Source organism: Streptomyces sp. NBC_00287 (genome assembly GCF_036173105.1).
In the GTDB taxonomy this organism is placed as follows: domain Bacteria; phylum Actinomycetota; class Actinomycetes; order Streptomycetales; family Streptomycetaceae; genus Streptomyces.
This window is the reverse complement of record NZ_CP108053.1, coordinates 923,397-938,020: the sequence shown is the minus strand read 5'-3', so window position 1 is coordinate 938,020 and position 14,624 is coordinate 923,397. Positions and strand designations below refer to the sequence as shown.

Sequence of the window (14,624 nt, the reverse complement as noted above, 5' to 3'; positions counted from 1 at the left end):
CCGTGGCTACGGCGCGGTTGACGCCCTGGCGTCGACCAGCCAACAGGCCGCGGTGAAGCGGACTTCCGCGCCCTGCACATACGGTTCGAAGGCCGCGCGGACCGTCTCGATGACGCGTGGCCGGATCTTTTCGTCCACGTCGGGGAGGATCAGGCCGAGCGGTCCGAGCCGGGTGAAGTAACCCACCAGCTCACTCTCGGGCAGGGCGCAGGACAGTTCGACCGGCCGGATGTCGATCTCGGCCCAGCCGCTCTCCGTCAGGATGCCGCGGACCTTGTCCGGGTCCGCGAAGGCGAACTGGCCCGGCCCGTCCGGTCGTCGGGCGGGAAGGTCCGGTACGAGGGGGGCCGCGGCGCGTTCGGCCGTCGTCATGAACGGATTCTCCGCGGCGCCGCGCCAGGCGATGAACCGCAGCGGGGCGTCGTCCTTGGCGGCCCGCCGAAGATTGGCGAAGGCCCGGACGGAGTCGGTGAAGAACATGACGCCCAGGCGCGAGACGACGGCGTCGAAGCCGGCGGGTTCGAACGCGTGATGTTCGGCATCGGCCAGGATGAAGGTCGCCGCCCCGCCCTCCCGCGCGACCCGCTCCCGGGCAGCGGCGATCATCGTCTCGGAGATGTCGATGCCCACGGCACGACCGGTGGGACCGAGCCGCCGTGCGACGGCCAGCGTGGTGCTGCCGGTGCCGCAGCCGACGTCGAGCACCTGGTCTCCGTGCCCGGCGGACACGCTCTCGAGGAGCAGCTCCTCCAGCGGCCTGAGCATCGCGTCCAGCAACTCCTGTGTCTCGACCCAGGCGTGGCCGGCGCGCTTCCAGCGGGCCGCCTGATCGTCGTCGGCCAGGTGTTTCACATCCATGATCGCCTCCCGTGCTTGCTATCCGCGGCTGGGGATGACAGCTTGCTACTTCAAGTCGACTTGAGGTCAAGAAGATGACAGACCTGGACATCGGTGAGGTGGCGCGACGCGCGGGCGTTCCCGCCTCGACCCTGCGGTTCTACGAGGAGAAGGGACTGATCGCCTCGACCGGCAGGCGGGGCCTGCGCCGCCAGTACGATCCCGCCGTACTGGAGCGCCTCGGGCTGATCGCGATGGGCCGCACCGCCGGGTTCTCCCTCGACGAGATCGCGAGCATGTTCGCGCCGGACGGACAGCCACGCATCGACCGCCAAATGCTCGCCTCCAAGGCGGAGGAGTTGGAGAGACGGATCCGCGAACTGAGTGTCCTGCGCGACTCCCTCCGGCACGCCGCCGCCTGCCCCGCACCGAGCCACCTCGAATGCCCCACCTTCCGCCGCCTCCTCAAGGCCGCGGCGTCCGGCGCCGTCGGGACACCGAGGAGACGGGGCTCCCGTAGATCATCATTACGTTGAGTGAGGGGTTCTGACGCACGAGCGCCGTCCTCGGGGCACCGCGTCCGCCGGCCGACTGTGCGGCCCACGCCCTTGGTGCGACGCTTGAGGGGCAGGTATCCGCCGAGGGGACTCGGGAGGTCGCGATGGGACGTGACGTGCCGGCCCTGGTGTTCACGCGCGAGGACCGCCGTCGGTACCGGGAGAAGATGCACTCCTGCCTCGATGTGCTGGCGCAGATGCTGCGCGAGTCGAGCTTCGAGAGTGAGCGCCCCCAGGTCGGTCTTGAGATCGAACTCAATCTCGTGGACGAGGACGGACTGCCCGCGATGCGGAACACCGAGGTGCTCCAGGCCATCGCCGACCCCGCCTGGTCGAGCGAGCTGGGCCGCTTCAACCTGGAGATCAACATCCCGCCCCGGCGGCTGACGGCCGGCGGCCCCGGCGACTGGGAGCAGGCGATCCGCGCAGCACTCAACCACGCCGAGGAACGCGCCTCGGCCGTGGGCGCGCACCTGATCATGATCGGCATTCTGCCGACCCTGGGGGAGTCGGACGTGGGTGAGTCCGCCCTGTCCGGCGATCCGCGCTACCGGCTGCTCAACGAGCAGATCTTCGCGGCACGGGGCGAGGACCTGCGGATCAGGGTGGACGGCGTGGAGCAGCTGTCGACGTACGCCGACACCATCACCCCCGAGGCCGCCTGCACCAGCACCCAGTTCCATCTGCAGGTCTCACCGAAGGATTTCGCCGACTACTGGAACGCGGCCCAGGCCGTCGCGGGCGTACAGATCGCCCTGGCCGCCAACTCGCCCTTCCTCTTCGGGCGGGAGCTGTGGCGCGAAACCCGTATCCCCCTGTTCGAGCAGGCCACCGACACCCGCCCCCAGGAGATCAAGGCGCAGGGAGTACGGCCCCGGGTGTGGTTCGGGGAGCGCTGGATCACCAGCGTCTTCGACCTGTTCGAGGAGAACGTGCGCTACTACCCGGCCCTGCTGCCGCTGTGCGACGAGGAGGACCCGCAGCAGGCGCTCGACCTCGGCGGGGCACCCCAGCTGGGCGAACTGACGCTGCACAACGGCACGATCTACCGATGGAACCGGCCGATCTACGCCGTCACCGACAGCGGCCCGCACCTGCGCATCGAGAACCGTGTCCTGCCCGCAGGACCCACCGTCGCCGACATCATCGCCAACGGCGCCTTCTACTACGGCCTGACCCGCGCCCTGGTCGACGAGGACCGTCCGGTCTGGACGCGGATGTCCTTCACGGTCGCCGAGGAGAACCTGCACAGCGCGGCCCGCGACGGCATCGACGCCCGTCTGTACTGGCCCGGTACGGGCGAAGTACCGGTCGCGGAACTGGTGTTGCGGCGTCTGCTGCCCCTGGCCCACCGGGGCCTTGAGCTGGCCGGCATGGACGCGGAGTGGCGCGAGCCCCTGCTCGGCGTCATCGAGCAGCGCTGCGTCACCGCCCGTAACGGCGCCCTGTGGCAGGCGGAGACGGTCCACCACCTCCAGAAGGCCGCCTCCACCGACCGGAGCGAGGCGCTGCGGCAGATGACCACGGCGTACATGGACTACATGCATCTCAACGCGCCCGCACACACATGGCCCGTGGACTGACCGCTGCGGCCTCGGCGGGGCGACCTGTCGTCACGCCCTTGTCATCCGCTCGGCGTCCGTGTGCCGACGACGCGGGATCCAAGGCCAGGGCGGGCCCGGCCGCGGCGCGTCGGACTCCTGCGAGCGCTCCGGGGCTGCCGCGAGATGGTGTTGCAGATCGATGTGCCGGAACTGGTGCACGGCCCCCGTCTGCCGTAGTACGCCGCGGTGTTCGTGGGCGTCGGTGAGGAAGGCCGTCAGGTCGCGGGGGAGTTGGCGGCGGGCGGCCAGGTGGTGGCGGGTGAGCGTGTAGTACCACCAGGCGTTGTGGCTGAGCGCCGCGGCCAGGCCGACGGTGACGCCGTAGGCCAGAGCGCGGTCGAGGATATGGGCCGGGGTCATCGCGATGGGCCGTCCGTCGGTGGTGCCCCGGCCCAGGCCGTAGAAGAGCCCGTCCTGGGCTGCGTAGTCGATGCCGTAGCAGAGGGTGAAGGCGGCGGCGATCGCCATGCCTACGGCGATCCAGAGCCGGCCGAGGATTCTTCGGTCCTGCTGGAGGAGTGTGACCGGGGCCGTCGGGGCGGTGAGGTCGGCCGGTTTTCCGGTGAGGCCGTGGGCGACTCCGACCGCGAGGCCGAATGCGCACGAGAAGGCGAGCATCGTGGTGACGGGGTAGGAGGACGCGGGGCTGAGGAGCGACTGGAGCCTGAGGACCGCCCAGTGGGTGACGCCGACGGCACAGCCGCCGGCGAGCCCCGTGAAGAAACCCCGCCAGTCCCAGGACCAGCGTGTGCGCACGGTCGGGGTGGCGCCCGGGCGGCGTGCGGACAGCCGCCCGGCCCGGTCGCCGACCGCGCCGCCCGCCAGCGCGTACACCGCGGCGGCGGCCAGGGCGCCCACGGCCGCGGCCGTCGGAGGGTGATTGAGACGGTACGAGAAGAAGAGGGCGGCCCCGGTCGTGAAGCCGAGGGCGCACATGCGGTGGTCCCAGGACCAGCGAGGACGGGGGCCGGAGTTCGCGAGTCTGCTGGCCAGCGCGCCCACGATGCCGCCGACGAAGCCGTACGCGAGCCCGTTGGCGGTGGTGGCCGCCGGCCATTGCCACTGACCCGTGGCCAGCACATGGGTCAGCCCCTCGGCGGCGCCTCCGGTCAGGCCGGCGACAAGACCGCAGCCGATCCCGCCCGCGATCCCTCCGGCAAGGCCCGCGACCATGGCCGCGGGCGGACCCGTCAGCCAGCCGGAGTCCAGGCCGGCGAACAGCGCCGTGAGCCTGCCTACGACGGTGGCGGCGCCCCAGGCCACGACACCGAGGACGGCTCCCGTCACCACCTGGGCATACCGCCGGGGCAACGCCCGCCGCAACTGCCACCAGGCCAGGTCGGTGCTGCCGCCCAAGGTGTGCTGAAGGTGGCGGGCGAGACAGCGCAGAGCCTCTTCCGCCTGCTCGGCGGACCACCGGCACGGATAGCTGGGGTGCGGGCGGTAGGCGGCCGGTACGTACGCGTCGAAGAGGTGGGACCGTACGGCCGCGGTGTCGGGGAAGCGGAGCTCGTCGCACAGGTCCGCGGGGGTGGGCAGCTCGGTCACCCGCTCTCCCGGGCGGGGGTTGTACACCGTGCGGGCCAGGAACAGCATCAACGGTGAGGTCAGCGCGCGGGCCACGGGGGCGTCGGTGCCGAGCAGACGGATCACCGGAGCCCAACGGGCCGTCGCGGAGTCCTGGCCGCCCGCGTCCCGTTGCAGGTATGCGGCGATGGCCGGGGCTTCCAGAGGGCGCAGTTCGACGGCGGCGGCACCGCTGAGCTTGACCGGTACCCCGTGGGCCGGGGCGAGTGTGTCGCCGTACTCCGTCAGTCGGCTGGTCAGCACCAGTGGACGGCCTGGCGGCAGCGCGGTGTTGATGGCGTCCAGGGCCATCGCGCGGCACGGTTGCGGTAGTTCGTCGAACCCGTCGAGGATCGGCAGGATCAGCCGGTGCTCCAGCAGCCGTCGCCCGTGGCCCGCCTCGGGATCACCGAGACCGGTGTAGTCGCGCGTGAGCCGTTCCGCCATCCAGGATTCCAGCGTCCGCTCCTCGGGATTCCACGAGGCGAGCGAGAACAGCACCGGGACGGGGCCGCCCGGTGCCCGTTCGGTGGTGAGGGCCAGGAGGAGACGGATGAGCAGCATCGTCTTTCCGCTGCCCGGCCCGCCCAGGACGACCAGGCGGCGCGTCGGCACGCGCTCCAGGAACACCTCGGTGATCTCTGCGCCGGTGCCGCTCAGGCCGTCCGGTCCGGTGGCCCAGCCGGTACGGGATGCCGACCGCTCGTCGGCCAACTCCCGCAACAGGGGCCAGGTTTCGACGTACCGGGCATCCGCCGCCTGCCAGGAGACCGGCAGCGGATAGGGGTCGTTGAGGCGCCGTACCCGGGCCTCGGACTCCCACTGCTGCCGTACGGCCACCGCCAGTCGGTCGGCGACGCGGGCCAGGTCGTCGCCCCCGGCGGTCTCGCGCCGGTCGACGCGCAATGTCGCCCAGGACAGATACATGCCGCCCACGGACGGAAGCAGAGCGGCCACCGTCTCGGCCATCCGCAGATCGAAACGGACGGCGATGCACACCGCCCCCGCCATGCCGCCGACCGACAGCACGAGATAGAGCGCACCGACCCGACGAGTCCGCCAACCAGTCCCCATGGCCGGATTTTCGGGCCGCGGACCCATCGGATGCGCTGGAACAGGGGTTTCGCCCCACGGATGAGTGACTTCGGGGCAGTCCGCTATCCGGTGGGCGCCTGCCGGGACCGGTCCGACACCCCTATCTCGAGGAACGCCGTCTTCGTCGTCCCGAGGTACTCCAGTGTCGTGCGGTCGAAGACCCACGTGTGGTCGCCCGTCGAGGCGTCCGTGTAGGTCAGGCCGATGCCCTTGCGGCCGGCGGCGTCCTGGGTCTCGTGGTCGACTCGGATGCTGGGCATCTGGGCCGCCGTTCGGTAAAGGGCCGCGCTGAGGTCGGGGAGGAGAGTGGCCTCCTCGAGGACGGTCTCGATGTACTCGAAGACCGCCTCCTCCTGGCTGGACTCCACGTCGTTCGTATCGCCGTACAGCTTCTTCCGCAGGGCGTCGGGGTCGGTGGGCAGGGACTGGAGTTCGCGGTAGGTGAGGTACGGGGCGCCGTACACGGGGCCTTCGACCCGCTGGGAGGTGTCGGGGGCCGTGGTCGAGTCGGCGTTGGACGGCAGCGGGTCCACGCGGATCCAGCCGTCCCGCTTGCCGTCGACCGCGTTCCACTCCTCGCGCTGCACGGCGTCGCGCATCACGTGCTTGCTGATGCCGAGGACGGAGCCGGAGCCCCGGGTCTTGGTGTAGATGTACTGGTCGTTCCGTACCTTGGTCGCCGGGCGTTCGGCGGCCACCGTGGCGATACGGTCCAACAGCTGTACGGCTTCGCGGTGTTGGGCCGCGGTGACGGGGGCGGGGCGGTTGTCGTCGTCCAGGGCCACCACTCCCAGGGTCACCGCCGCCGCCAGCGCCAGTGGTGCCGCGAGCAGGGCGATCCGTCGGCGGGGGGAGTGGGGGCGTTCCAGGAGTTCGCGGGCGGTCGGCTTCGGCGCGGGGGACTGTTCTTCGGTGAACTGGCGCATCAGGTGTTCCTTGAGGACGGTGTGGCGGTCCTGCGGGAGCACCGGGTTGCCCGGGGCGGGCAGCAGCTCGGCCAGATCGGCGTATTCGGCAGGCTCGTTGCGGCGTCGCGGGTCGGTGTTCATCGCTTCTTCTCCTGCGGGGACCGAGCCGCCTGGTGGCGGCTGCCCGGTATCTGTCCGGTCGCCGGGGGGCGTTGCGTCCCGCTCGGCCCTGTTGCCCGGTCGAGTTCGAGCTCGGTGAGTCTGCGCAGCCGTTTTCTGGCGCGCGAGAGTCTGGCGCGTACGGTGCCGACGGCCACGCCCAGTGCCTCGGCCGCCGAGGCGGCGTCCAGGCCCTCCCAGACGCAGAGCGTGAACACCTCCCGCTCGCCCCGGCGCAGTCGGCTCAACGCCTTGTGCGCGGCGGCCAGTTCCTCGGCGTCGGCCAGGCGCTGGGTCACCTCGTCGGCGAAGTCCGGTACGGGGGTGGCGGGTGGCAGCCGGGCGAGTGCGGTCCGGTGACGTCTGGCGGCTCGCGAGGTGTTGCGCAGGACGTTCGTGGCGATGCCGAGCAGCCAGGGGCGCAGGCTGTCGCCGTCCGGAAGCACCCGTTCGCGCAGGCGCCAGGCCTCCAGGTAGGTCAGTGACACGATGTCGTCGGCCGCACTCCAGTTGCCCGTCACCCGGACGGCATGCCGGTGCACCACCGACGCGTGCTCATCGAAGAGTTGCCCGAACGCGTCCGGATCCCCGGCCCGTATGCGGGCGCGCAGTGAAAGTTCCACACTGTTCCCTGTCCTGGGCGGGGGGTGCGCTGCGGTGATGCGCGTCACATGGGCAGCGTGCCGTCGTCGTTCATCGACTCAACTTAGTGCGGTGAGTGAACTCATGGCCTCAGGGGCGTCGGCAGAGGGGTCCTCCGCGACCTCGGCGGGCCCCTGGACACGTTCCGGGTGTGGTGCGCGGCCTCCGGGTCACCCGCTTCCCGGCGTGCCCTCACCCGCCCGTCCATGACCTCGTCGGAGCGGCTCTGACCTGGTGTTTTCCTGGATTCCGCCTAGGCTGGGGAGGTCTGCCGGACGCCATGGGAGGGGTCTTCGTGAGTGGAGAAGGCACGGGGTACGACGCTGCCCGGATCGAAGTGCTGGAGGGGCGGGAAGCCGTTCGGAAGCGGCCCGGGATGTGGGCCGGCTCGGTCGGCGAACGCGGTCTGCATCACCTGGTGTTCGAGGTCGTGGGCCGGGCGGTGAACCGCAGCGGCTCCGTCGACGTCACGCTCACGTCCGACGGCGGAGTTCGGGTCACCGACGAGGGGTCGCGACGTGCACGTGTGGCCACCGCAGACACCGACGACCCGGCTGTCGAAGCGCAGTTGACCAGCCTCCACGCCGGGTCCGAGCCCAGTGGCCGGCACATCGCGGCCGTGGGTGATCACATCGGTGGGCTCTTCGTCGTCAACGCCCTGTCGAGCCGGCTGACGGCCGAGGTGCAGCGCGACGGTGTCCGTGAGATCCAGGAGTACGAGCGTGGTGTCGCGGTTGCCCCGCCCGCTGCCATCGGCGCGGCGACCGGAAGCGGGACGACCATCGCCTTCTGGCCCGACACGGAGATCTTCGAGACGACGTGGTGCTCGTTCACCGTGCTGGCGGAGCGCTTCCGGCAGGTGGCCTTTCTCAACCGGGGCCTGCGGATCTCGCTGACCGACGAACGCCCGGCGGGCGAGGCCCGGATGGTGCGGTTCCGTTTCCCGGAGGGAGCGCGGGACTTCGTGGCCACCCTCGACGCGGAGACGGGGTCGGCCATCGATCCGGACGTCATCGGCTTCGAGCGGGAGGAGCCGAAGATGGCGGGGACGATGGAAGTGGCCCTGCTGTGGAGCGGCTCCGGCGAGGAGCGCATACGCGGCTTCGTCAACAGCCGGGCTACTCCTCAGGGCGGCACGCACGTGGAAGGCTTCCGAGACGGAGTTGCGGCCGCGATCACCGCGTACGGGCGGAAACGGGGGGCGCTGGTGGCGTACTTCGAGCCCTACGCCGATCTGCTCGGCGAGGGTCTCACGGCCGTCGTGTCGGTGAAGCTCGACCATCCTGAATTCCTCGGCGCCACGCGCGGGCTGCTGGGCAACCCCGAGGTACGGGGCTGTGTCGGAGAGGCCGTCCGGGATCACCTCGGCACCTGGTTCGAGGACCACCCGGAGCGGGCCGCGGAGATCGTGGACCGCATCGTCCGAGTCATCCACCAGGACTGACCGACGCCGTCACCCCTCGCGAGCCGCGTCGGCCGGCCGGGGATTGCGCGCTTGTGGTCGGCCTGTGGCGTACAGCGCGTGCCGCCCAGGCGGACGCGGCACGGATACGTCATCGGCATTCCTCCGTAACACTCCTGACGGACCCTCGACTGGCACGTCCGGTCTCACGAGCAACTCACCCCCCACAGGTGACCGGGTTGACAGGACGTCGCGCCCTGGGCCGGTCGGGCCGGGCGCGGGTGAGGAGGAGTGGATGGCTGCGGAGAGAACTACGGGATCGCGGCGTGACTTCCTGCGGTCCGTCGGGGTCGCCGGCGGTGCGGGAGTGCTCTATTCGGCGATGGGGGCGTTGGGGCTCGCGCCGGTGCCCGAGGTGCGGGCGGCGGAGTATCGGGCGCCGCAGGCCGGGGACTTCGCGCTCAGTGGGCGCAGTGGGAAGAAGGTGCTCGTTCTCGGGGGCGGTATAGCCGGTCTGGCCACCGCGTACGAACTCGGCAAGGCCGGCTACGACTGCCGGGTCCTGGAGGCCAAGGACCGGCCCGGCGGGCGGAATTGGACCGTGCGCGGCGGTACGAGTCTCACCGACCTGGACGGGCGTGCGCAGACGGCCTCGTTCAGCAAGGGGCAGTACATGAACGCCGGGCCCGCCCGGCTGCCCCAGTCGCATGTCACGCTGGAGTACTGCCGCGAACTGGGCGTCCCCATCGAGGTGTTCACCAACCAGAACGCCAACGCGTACATCTACCACGAGAAGAGCGCCGCCCTCGCCGGGCAGCCGATGCGTTGGCGCACCGCGAAGGCCGATGTCTACGGCTATGTCTCCGAGCTGCTCGCCAAGGCCACCGACCAGGGCGCCCTGGACGCCGAACTCACCGGCGCCGACAAGGAGCGGCTGATCGCCTTCCTGCGCAACTTCGGCGCCATCAAGGGCAAGGCGGACGGTTACGCCTACACCGGCAGCGACCGCCGCGGCTACTCCGTCGAGCCCGGCGCCGCCTTCGAAGCGGGCACGATGCTCGGCCCGGTGCCATCGTTGTCGGACGTCATCGCAAGCGGCGTAGGACAGCGCTTCTCCTTCGAATTCGGCTACGACCAGGCCATGCTCATGTTCCAGCCGGTCGGCGGCATGGACGCCATCCCCCACGCCCTCGCCAAGGCCATCGGGCCGGACCGGATCACCTATGGCGCCGAGGTGCTGGAGGTGACCAATCTGGCGGACGGCGCCGATGTCACCTACCGGGACGCCCAGGGCCGCACCCGTACCCGGCACGCGGACTTCGTCGTCGCCGCCGTACCGCCCATGGTGATGGCCCGTATCAAGCACAACCTCGGCGCGGACGTCACCGCCGCGCTGAAGTACCCCACCGCCACACCCGTCGGCAAGATCGGCCTGGAGTACCGCAGCCGCTGGTGGGAGACCGACGAGCACATATACGGAGGCATCACGCCCACCGACACCGACCTGGCCACCATCTGGTACCCGTCCTACGGCTACCACGGTCGCCGCGGCACCCTCGTCGGCTACTACAACTTCGGTGCGGACGCCCTGACTTACAGCGCGTTGCCGCACGAGGAGCGGCTCGCCCGGGCGGTGAGCCGGGGTGTGAAGATCCACGGTGAGAAGTATCGCACAGAGCTCGACCACTCCTTCAGCGTGGCCTGGCACCGCACCCCGTACATCGAGGGCGGCTGGGTCGGCTGGGCCTCGCAGAACGGCCCGGAGTACCGGCTCCTCAACCAGCCCGCCGGACATGTCTACTTCGCCGGGGACTGGCTCAGCCATGTCATCGCCTGGCAGCACGGCGCGTTCAGCTCGGCCCGCAAGGTCGTGACCGACATCCACGAGAGGGTGATGGCCGCATGAAGCGACGTACGAAGGTCGTCATCGGTACGGCGCTGACCGCGTCGCTCCTCACCGGCGGCACCGCGCTCGCCGATGCCCGCGGCTGGTGGCCGGGGCCGAAGGACGTACGCGTGATGCTGCCCGACGGACAGTCCAACCCGGCCATCGCGAACGGCGTGGCGACGGGCGGGGAAGTGGCCCTCTACCAGAGCAGCGGTCTCGGGCCCTCCGCGCTCAACCCCGCGGCGCCGGAGGGGAGTCCGGAGCGCTGGACCGACCCGTCGCTCACCGAGGGCGCCCAGGGTGTCACGGTCACCGAGGCGCAGGCGCTCGTGGTGCTGCGCAACATCAGGACCAATCTGGAGGCCGCGGGGCTCACCCCGGCCGACGTCATCACGATGAAGTGCTATCTGATGAAGCCGCCCGGCGCCGAGACCGCCGACTACGCGGGCTGGAACCGCGCGTACCGGCAGTATTTCGCCAACATCGACCTGACGACTCATCAAGTGGTCGCCGTTCCGATGGGCACCTCGACGCCCAAGGCACCGCTGCTTGCCAACAAGGCCCGTCCCGCGCGGGCCACGATGGAGGTCGCCTCGCTGGCGGTCAAGGGCTGGCTGGTCGAGGTCGAGGTGACGGCGGCGTACCGGAAACGCTGACGGGTGAAGATCGGCCGAGAAACGCCGGGGCGGGACCGCGAGCCGGGTCCCGCCCCGTACGTTTCCCCCATCCGTCCTGCCCCTCAACTCCGTCCACCGGGAGTTCTCTTGGACGTCGAAGACACCTCAGCCTCTCCTCTCTCCCGCCGTCGATTCCTCCAGGCCGGCGCCACCGCCACCGCGCTGGTCACCATCGGCACCCCCGCCGAAGCCGCCGAAGCCTCCCCTGCGACGACCCTCTCCCTCACCGCCGCCACGGGCGGCTCCGCGACCCTCTCGCCCTCCGGGGACACGCTCGTCGCCGAAGTCCAGAACGTCCTCTGGTCCGTGCCGCGCACCGGAGGCACCGCCGTTGCGCTGACCCCGCCCGGCCTCGAACCGACCCGGCCGCAGTACTCGCCCGACGGCAGCCGTCTCGTCGTCTGCGCCTACCGTGGCGGCGGGTTCCACCTCTGGACGCTGCGGCCCGACGGCAGCGATCTGCGTCAACTCACCGACGGACCTTGGGACGACCGCGGCCCGGCCTGGTCGCCGGACGGCACCCGGATCGCGTTCGCCTCCGAGCGCGGCGGCGACACCGTGACCGGCAGCCCGTACCGGATCTGGGTCGTCGACGTGCGCACCGGCGCGCTCACCCGGCTCACCGGACGCGACGGCGCCTGGGAGGACTTCGACCCCACCTGGTCGTCCGACGGCGAGCGCGTGCTGTTCGTCCGCGCGACCGTCACCGCGACCGGCGCCCTCCGGGCCTCCACCGTCGCCTCCGTGGCCGCCGACGGCTCGGGGCCGGTCACCACCGAGCACACCGACGACTCCGGCGCCCAGGTCATGACCCCGGCCGTGTCACCGTCCGGCCGCCTCGCCTATCTGCGTACGACGGCCTCGCCCGCCGCCTCCTGCACGCTCGTCGTGGCCGGCGAACCGGTCGCCGTCGAGGGCGACGTCCTGCCCGCCCCGCCCCGCTGGGCGGACCGCGAACGGCTGCTGTTGAACGTCGACGGCCACTTCCGCCTCCTCGACCCCGCGGCGCCCGCAGCCGGCGAGCAGATCCCGTTCACCGCCTCGATGCCGGTGCGACGGCCCCACTACCGCGGCAAGAAGTACGACTTCGAAGGCGCCGGCACCCGGCCCGTGCGCGCGCTGCACCTCCCCGCCCTCTCACCCGACGGTCACAGCGTGGCGTTCGCCGCGCTCAACGCCCTCTGGATCGCCGACACCGAGAACGGACGCGCACCCCGGAAGATCCTCCAAGTCCCGCCCACCCGCTATGTGTTGGCGTCGACCTGGACGCCCGACGGCGATGCGTTGCTGTACGCCGACGACCGCGACGGCCTCTTCTCTGTGCGCCGCCGTGAACTCGACTCGGGCGCCGAGACGGTCCTCGCCGAGGGCGGCCGCGTCTTCCCCGCGCTGTCGCCCGACGGGAGGAGGCTGGCCTGTCTGGACATGTCCGGGAACCTGGTGGTGCGGGATCTGCCCGACGGCGCTGAGGAAGTTCTCGCGGCGCCGCTGGGAGGGGGTGGAATCCCCGGCCGCCCCAGTTGGTCGCCGGACGGACGGTATGTGGCTCTGTGCGACCGCAATCGCCTCAACCAGCGCTTCCGTGAGGGCTACAACCTCATCCGGGTCGTCGACACGACCACCAAGACCGCCGTCCTGCACGCCCTCGCCCCGCACACCTCGCTCTCCGACCGCTACGACTCAGGGCCGGTCTGGTCTCCGGACGGCCGCTGGATGGCCGTGATCGCCGAGTCGGCGCTGTGGCTGCTGCCGGTCCGCGCCGACGGCACCCCCGACGGGGAACCGCGCCGACTGACCACCGAATCCGCCGACCACCCCTCCTGGTCCGGCGACTCCCGCACCCTGCTCTACCTCTCGGCAGGCAAACTGCGCCTGATCGACATCGAGTCCGGCACGGCCCGTACCGTCCGGGTCCCGCTCGACTACCGCAGACCGACGCCCGCCGACACGGTCGTGCACGCGGGCCGCTTCTGGGACGGCACCGGCGACGAGGTCCGCGAGGATGTCGATGTCGTCGTACGCGACGGCCGTATCGCCGAGGTCTCCGCGCACCGCGGCGAACGGCCCGCCGCACGACACGTCGACGCCTCCGGCCGTACCGTCCTTCCGGGCCTGTGGGACGCGCACACCCACCCCTGGCAGTCCACCTACGGCGGCCGGCAGTGCGCGCTTCAGCTCGCCTACGGCATCACCACCGCCGTCTCGCTCGGTGGCTTCGCCTACGAACAGGCCCGGATCCGGGAGGCCGTCGCCGCGGGAGTGCTCGCCGGACCGCGGCTGCTGGCCACCGGCGAACTCCTCGACGGGGCCCGCGTCGCCTACAGCATGGGCCGCGCCCACGGCACCCGCGAGGGCCTGCACCGGACGCTGGCCCGTGCGGCGGCGCTGGACTGGGATTTAGTGAAGACGTACGTACGCGCCCCCGGCTGGATGATGAAAGAGGCCGCGGACTTCGCCCACGAGCGGCTCGGGGTGCGCAGCGGAAGCCATCTGTGCACCCCAGGCGTACAGCTCGGGCAGGACTTGACGACCCATCTGCAAGCCACGCAGCGGCTGGAGTTCGGGCACGCGACCTCCGCCGGGGGCCGGGCGTACCAGGACGTCGAGGAGATCTACACCAAGGCCGGCTTCCATCTCGTCGCCACCCCGTTCACGGCGTTCCCCCTGCTGGGCTCCGATCCCGCGCTCGCCGAGGACCCGCGCGTCACCACCCTCATGCCGCCGTGGGACGTCGTGCTGGTCCGCCAGCAGGCGGCGCATCCGCCCACCGCACCGCAACTGGCCACGCTGGACCGTGAGTTCGCCATCTACCGGCGCATCCTCGCGGGCGGCGGCCTCGTTGCTCTGGGCACGGATCAGCCGATCGTCCCCATCGGACTGCATCTGCACCTGGCGCTGCGGGCACTGCACCGCGCGGGACTGTCCCCGGCCGAGGCGCTGCGCACCGCCACCGTGCTGCCCGCCCGGGTGTACGGCGCCGACGCGGACCTCGGCACGCTGGAGGAGGGCAAGCTGGCCGATCTCACGGTCGTGGACGGGGATCCGTTCAGCGACTTCGACAGCCTGGTCCGGACCGTGGCGGTGCTGCGCGGCGGTGTGCACTTCGAGCAGTCTGCGCTGGTCGACGCCTTCGAGCAGGTGTCGTACGCAGGGGACTGGCACGAGGTCAGCCGTCAGTTGCGGCGCGATGGATGCTGCGATCCCACATCAGGTCACTTGTCCCGGACTCTTGACTCGGATTGACCCACTCGTCATCCTCGACCCACACATTGGGCTGGTCATGACAATG

At 71.0% G+C, this 14,624-nt stretch carries 10 protein-coding genes; 6 read left to right on the top strand and 4 right to left on the bottom strand.

Features of this window, described 5'->3' with window-relative positions; genetic code table 11:
• Positions 1-6 precede the first annotated feature (6 nt).
• Entirely contained in the window at positions 7-858 is an 852-nt protein-coding gene (locus OHT76_RS04620) for a class I SAM-dependent methyltransferase (protein WP_328869442.1), read from the bottom strand.
• Positions 859-932: 74 nt separating this feature from the next.
• On the opposite strand from OHT76_RS04620, the gene OHT76_RS04615 reads away from it, so the two are divergent.
• Both OHT76_RS04615 and OHT76_RS04610 read left to right on the top strand, forming a co-directional pair.
• Positions 933-1,373 carry a helix-turn-helix domain-containing protein gene (locus OHT76_RS04615; RefSeq protein WP_328869441.1) on the top strand — a complete coding sequence of 147 codons (441 nt, stop codon included), beginning with the start codon at positions 933-935 and terminating at the stop codon, positions 1,371-1,373.
• A gap of 125 nt (positions 1,374-1,498) precedes the next feature.
• Positions 1,499-2,977 carry a glutamate--cysteine ligase gene (locus OHT76_RS04610; RefSeq protein WP_328869440.1) on the top strand — a complete coding sequence of 493 codons (1,479 nt, stop codon included), beginning with the start codon at positions 1,499-1,501 and terminating at the stop codon, positions 2,975-2,977.
• 30 nt (positions 2,978-3,007) lie between these two features.
• Here OHT76_RS04610 and OHT76_RS04605 read toward each other — a convergent pair whose 3' ends face one another.
• The 3 genes from OHT76_RS04605 to OHT76_RS04595 all read right to left on the bottom strand — a co-directional run bounded on the left by OHT76_RS04605 (position 3,008) and on the right by OHT76_RS04595 (position 7,349).
• A complete protein-coding gene (locus OHT76_RS04605) occupies positions 3,008-5,638 on the bottom strand; it encodes an NACHT domain-containing protein (RefSeq protein WP_328869439.1) in 2,631 nt (876 codons plus the stop codon).
• Positions 5,639-5,721: 83 nt separating this feature from the next.
• Positions 5,722-6,708 carry a CU044_5270 family protein gene (locus tag OHT76_RS04600; protein WP_328869438.1) on the bottom strand — a complete coding sequence of 329 codons (987 nt, stop codon included), beginning with the start codon at positions 6,706-6,708 and terminating at the stop codon, positions 5,722-5,724.
• Positions 6,705-7,349, bottom strand: coding sequence for an RNA polymerase sigma factor (locus OHT76_RS04595; protein ID WP_328869437.1), 645 nt, complete (start codon positions 7,347-7,349; stop codon positions 6,705-6,707). Before OHT76_RS04595 ends, OHT76_RS04600 begins: the two co-directional genes overlap by 4 nt.
• Positions 7,350-7,663: 314 nt before the next feature.
• On the opposite strand from OHT76_RS04595, the gene OHT76_RS04590 reads away from it, so the two are divergent.
• From OHT76_RS04590 to OHT76_RS04575, 4 genes are all read left to right on the top strand, one after another.
• Entirely contained in the window at positions 7,664-8,812 is a 1,149-nt protein-coding gene (locus OHT76_RS04590; RefSeq protein ID WP_328869436.1) for a DNA gyrase subunit B, read from the top strand.
• Between the two features lie 253 nt (positions 8,813-9,065).
• Positions 9,066-10,676 carry a flavin monoamine oxidase family protein gene (locus OHT76_RS04585; protein WP_328869435.1) on the top strand — a complete coding sequence of 537 codons (1,611 nt, stop codon included), beginning with the start codon at positions 9,066-9,068 and terminating at the stop codon, positions 10,674-10,676.
• Positions 10,673-11,314, top strand: coding sequence for a Rid family hydrolase (locus tag OHT76_RS04580; protein ID WP_328869434.1), 642 nt, complete (start codon positions 10,673-10,675; stop codon positions 11,312-11,314). The genes OHT76_RS04585 and OHT76_RS04580 overlap by 4 nt, the downstream gene beginning before the upstream one ends.
• A gap of 108 nt (positions 11,315-11,422) precedes the next feature.
• Positions 11,423-14,578, top strand: coding sequence for an amidohydrolase family protein (locus OHT76_RS04575; RefSeq protein WP_328869433.1), 3,156 nt, complete (start codon positions 11,423-11,425; stop codon positions 14,576-14,578).
• Positions 14,579-14,624: the final 46 nt, after the last annotated feature.

Coding starts and splice junctions, on each gene's coding strand:
- OHT76_RS04600 (WP_328869438.1), bottom strand. CDS start 6,708: ATGAACACCGACCCGCGACGCCGCAACGAGCCTGCCGAATACGCCGAT.
- OHT76_RS04615 (WP_328869441.1), top strand. CDS start 933: ATGACAGACCTGGACATCGGTGAGGTGGCGCGACGCGCGGGCGTTCCC.
- OHT76_RS04585 (WP_328869435.1), top strand. CDS start 9,066: ATGGCTGCGGAGAGAACTACGGGATCGCGGCGTGACTTCCTGCGGTCC.
- OHT76_RS04580 (WP_328869434.1), top strand. CDS start 10,673: ATGAAGCGACGTACGAAGGTCGTCATCGGTACGGCGCTGACCGCGTCG.
- OHT76_RS04605 (WP_328869439.1), bottom strand. CDS start 5,638: ATGGGGACTGGTTGGCGGACTCGTCGGGTCGGTGCGCTCTATCTCGTG.
- OHT76_RS04610 (WP_328869440.1), top strand. CDS start 1,499: ATGGGACGTGACGTGCCGGCCCTGGTGTTCACGCGCGAGGACCGCCGT.
- OHT76_RS04620 (WP_328869442.1), bottom strand. CDS start 858: ATGGATGTGAAACACCTGGCCGACGACGATCAGGCGGCCCGCTGGAAG.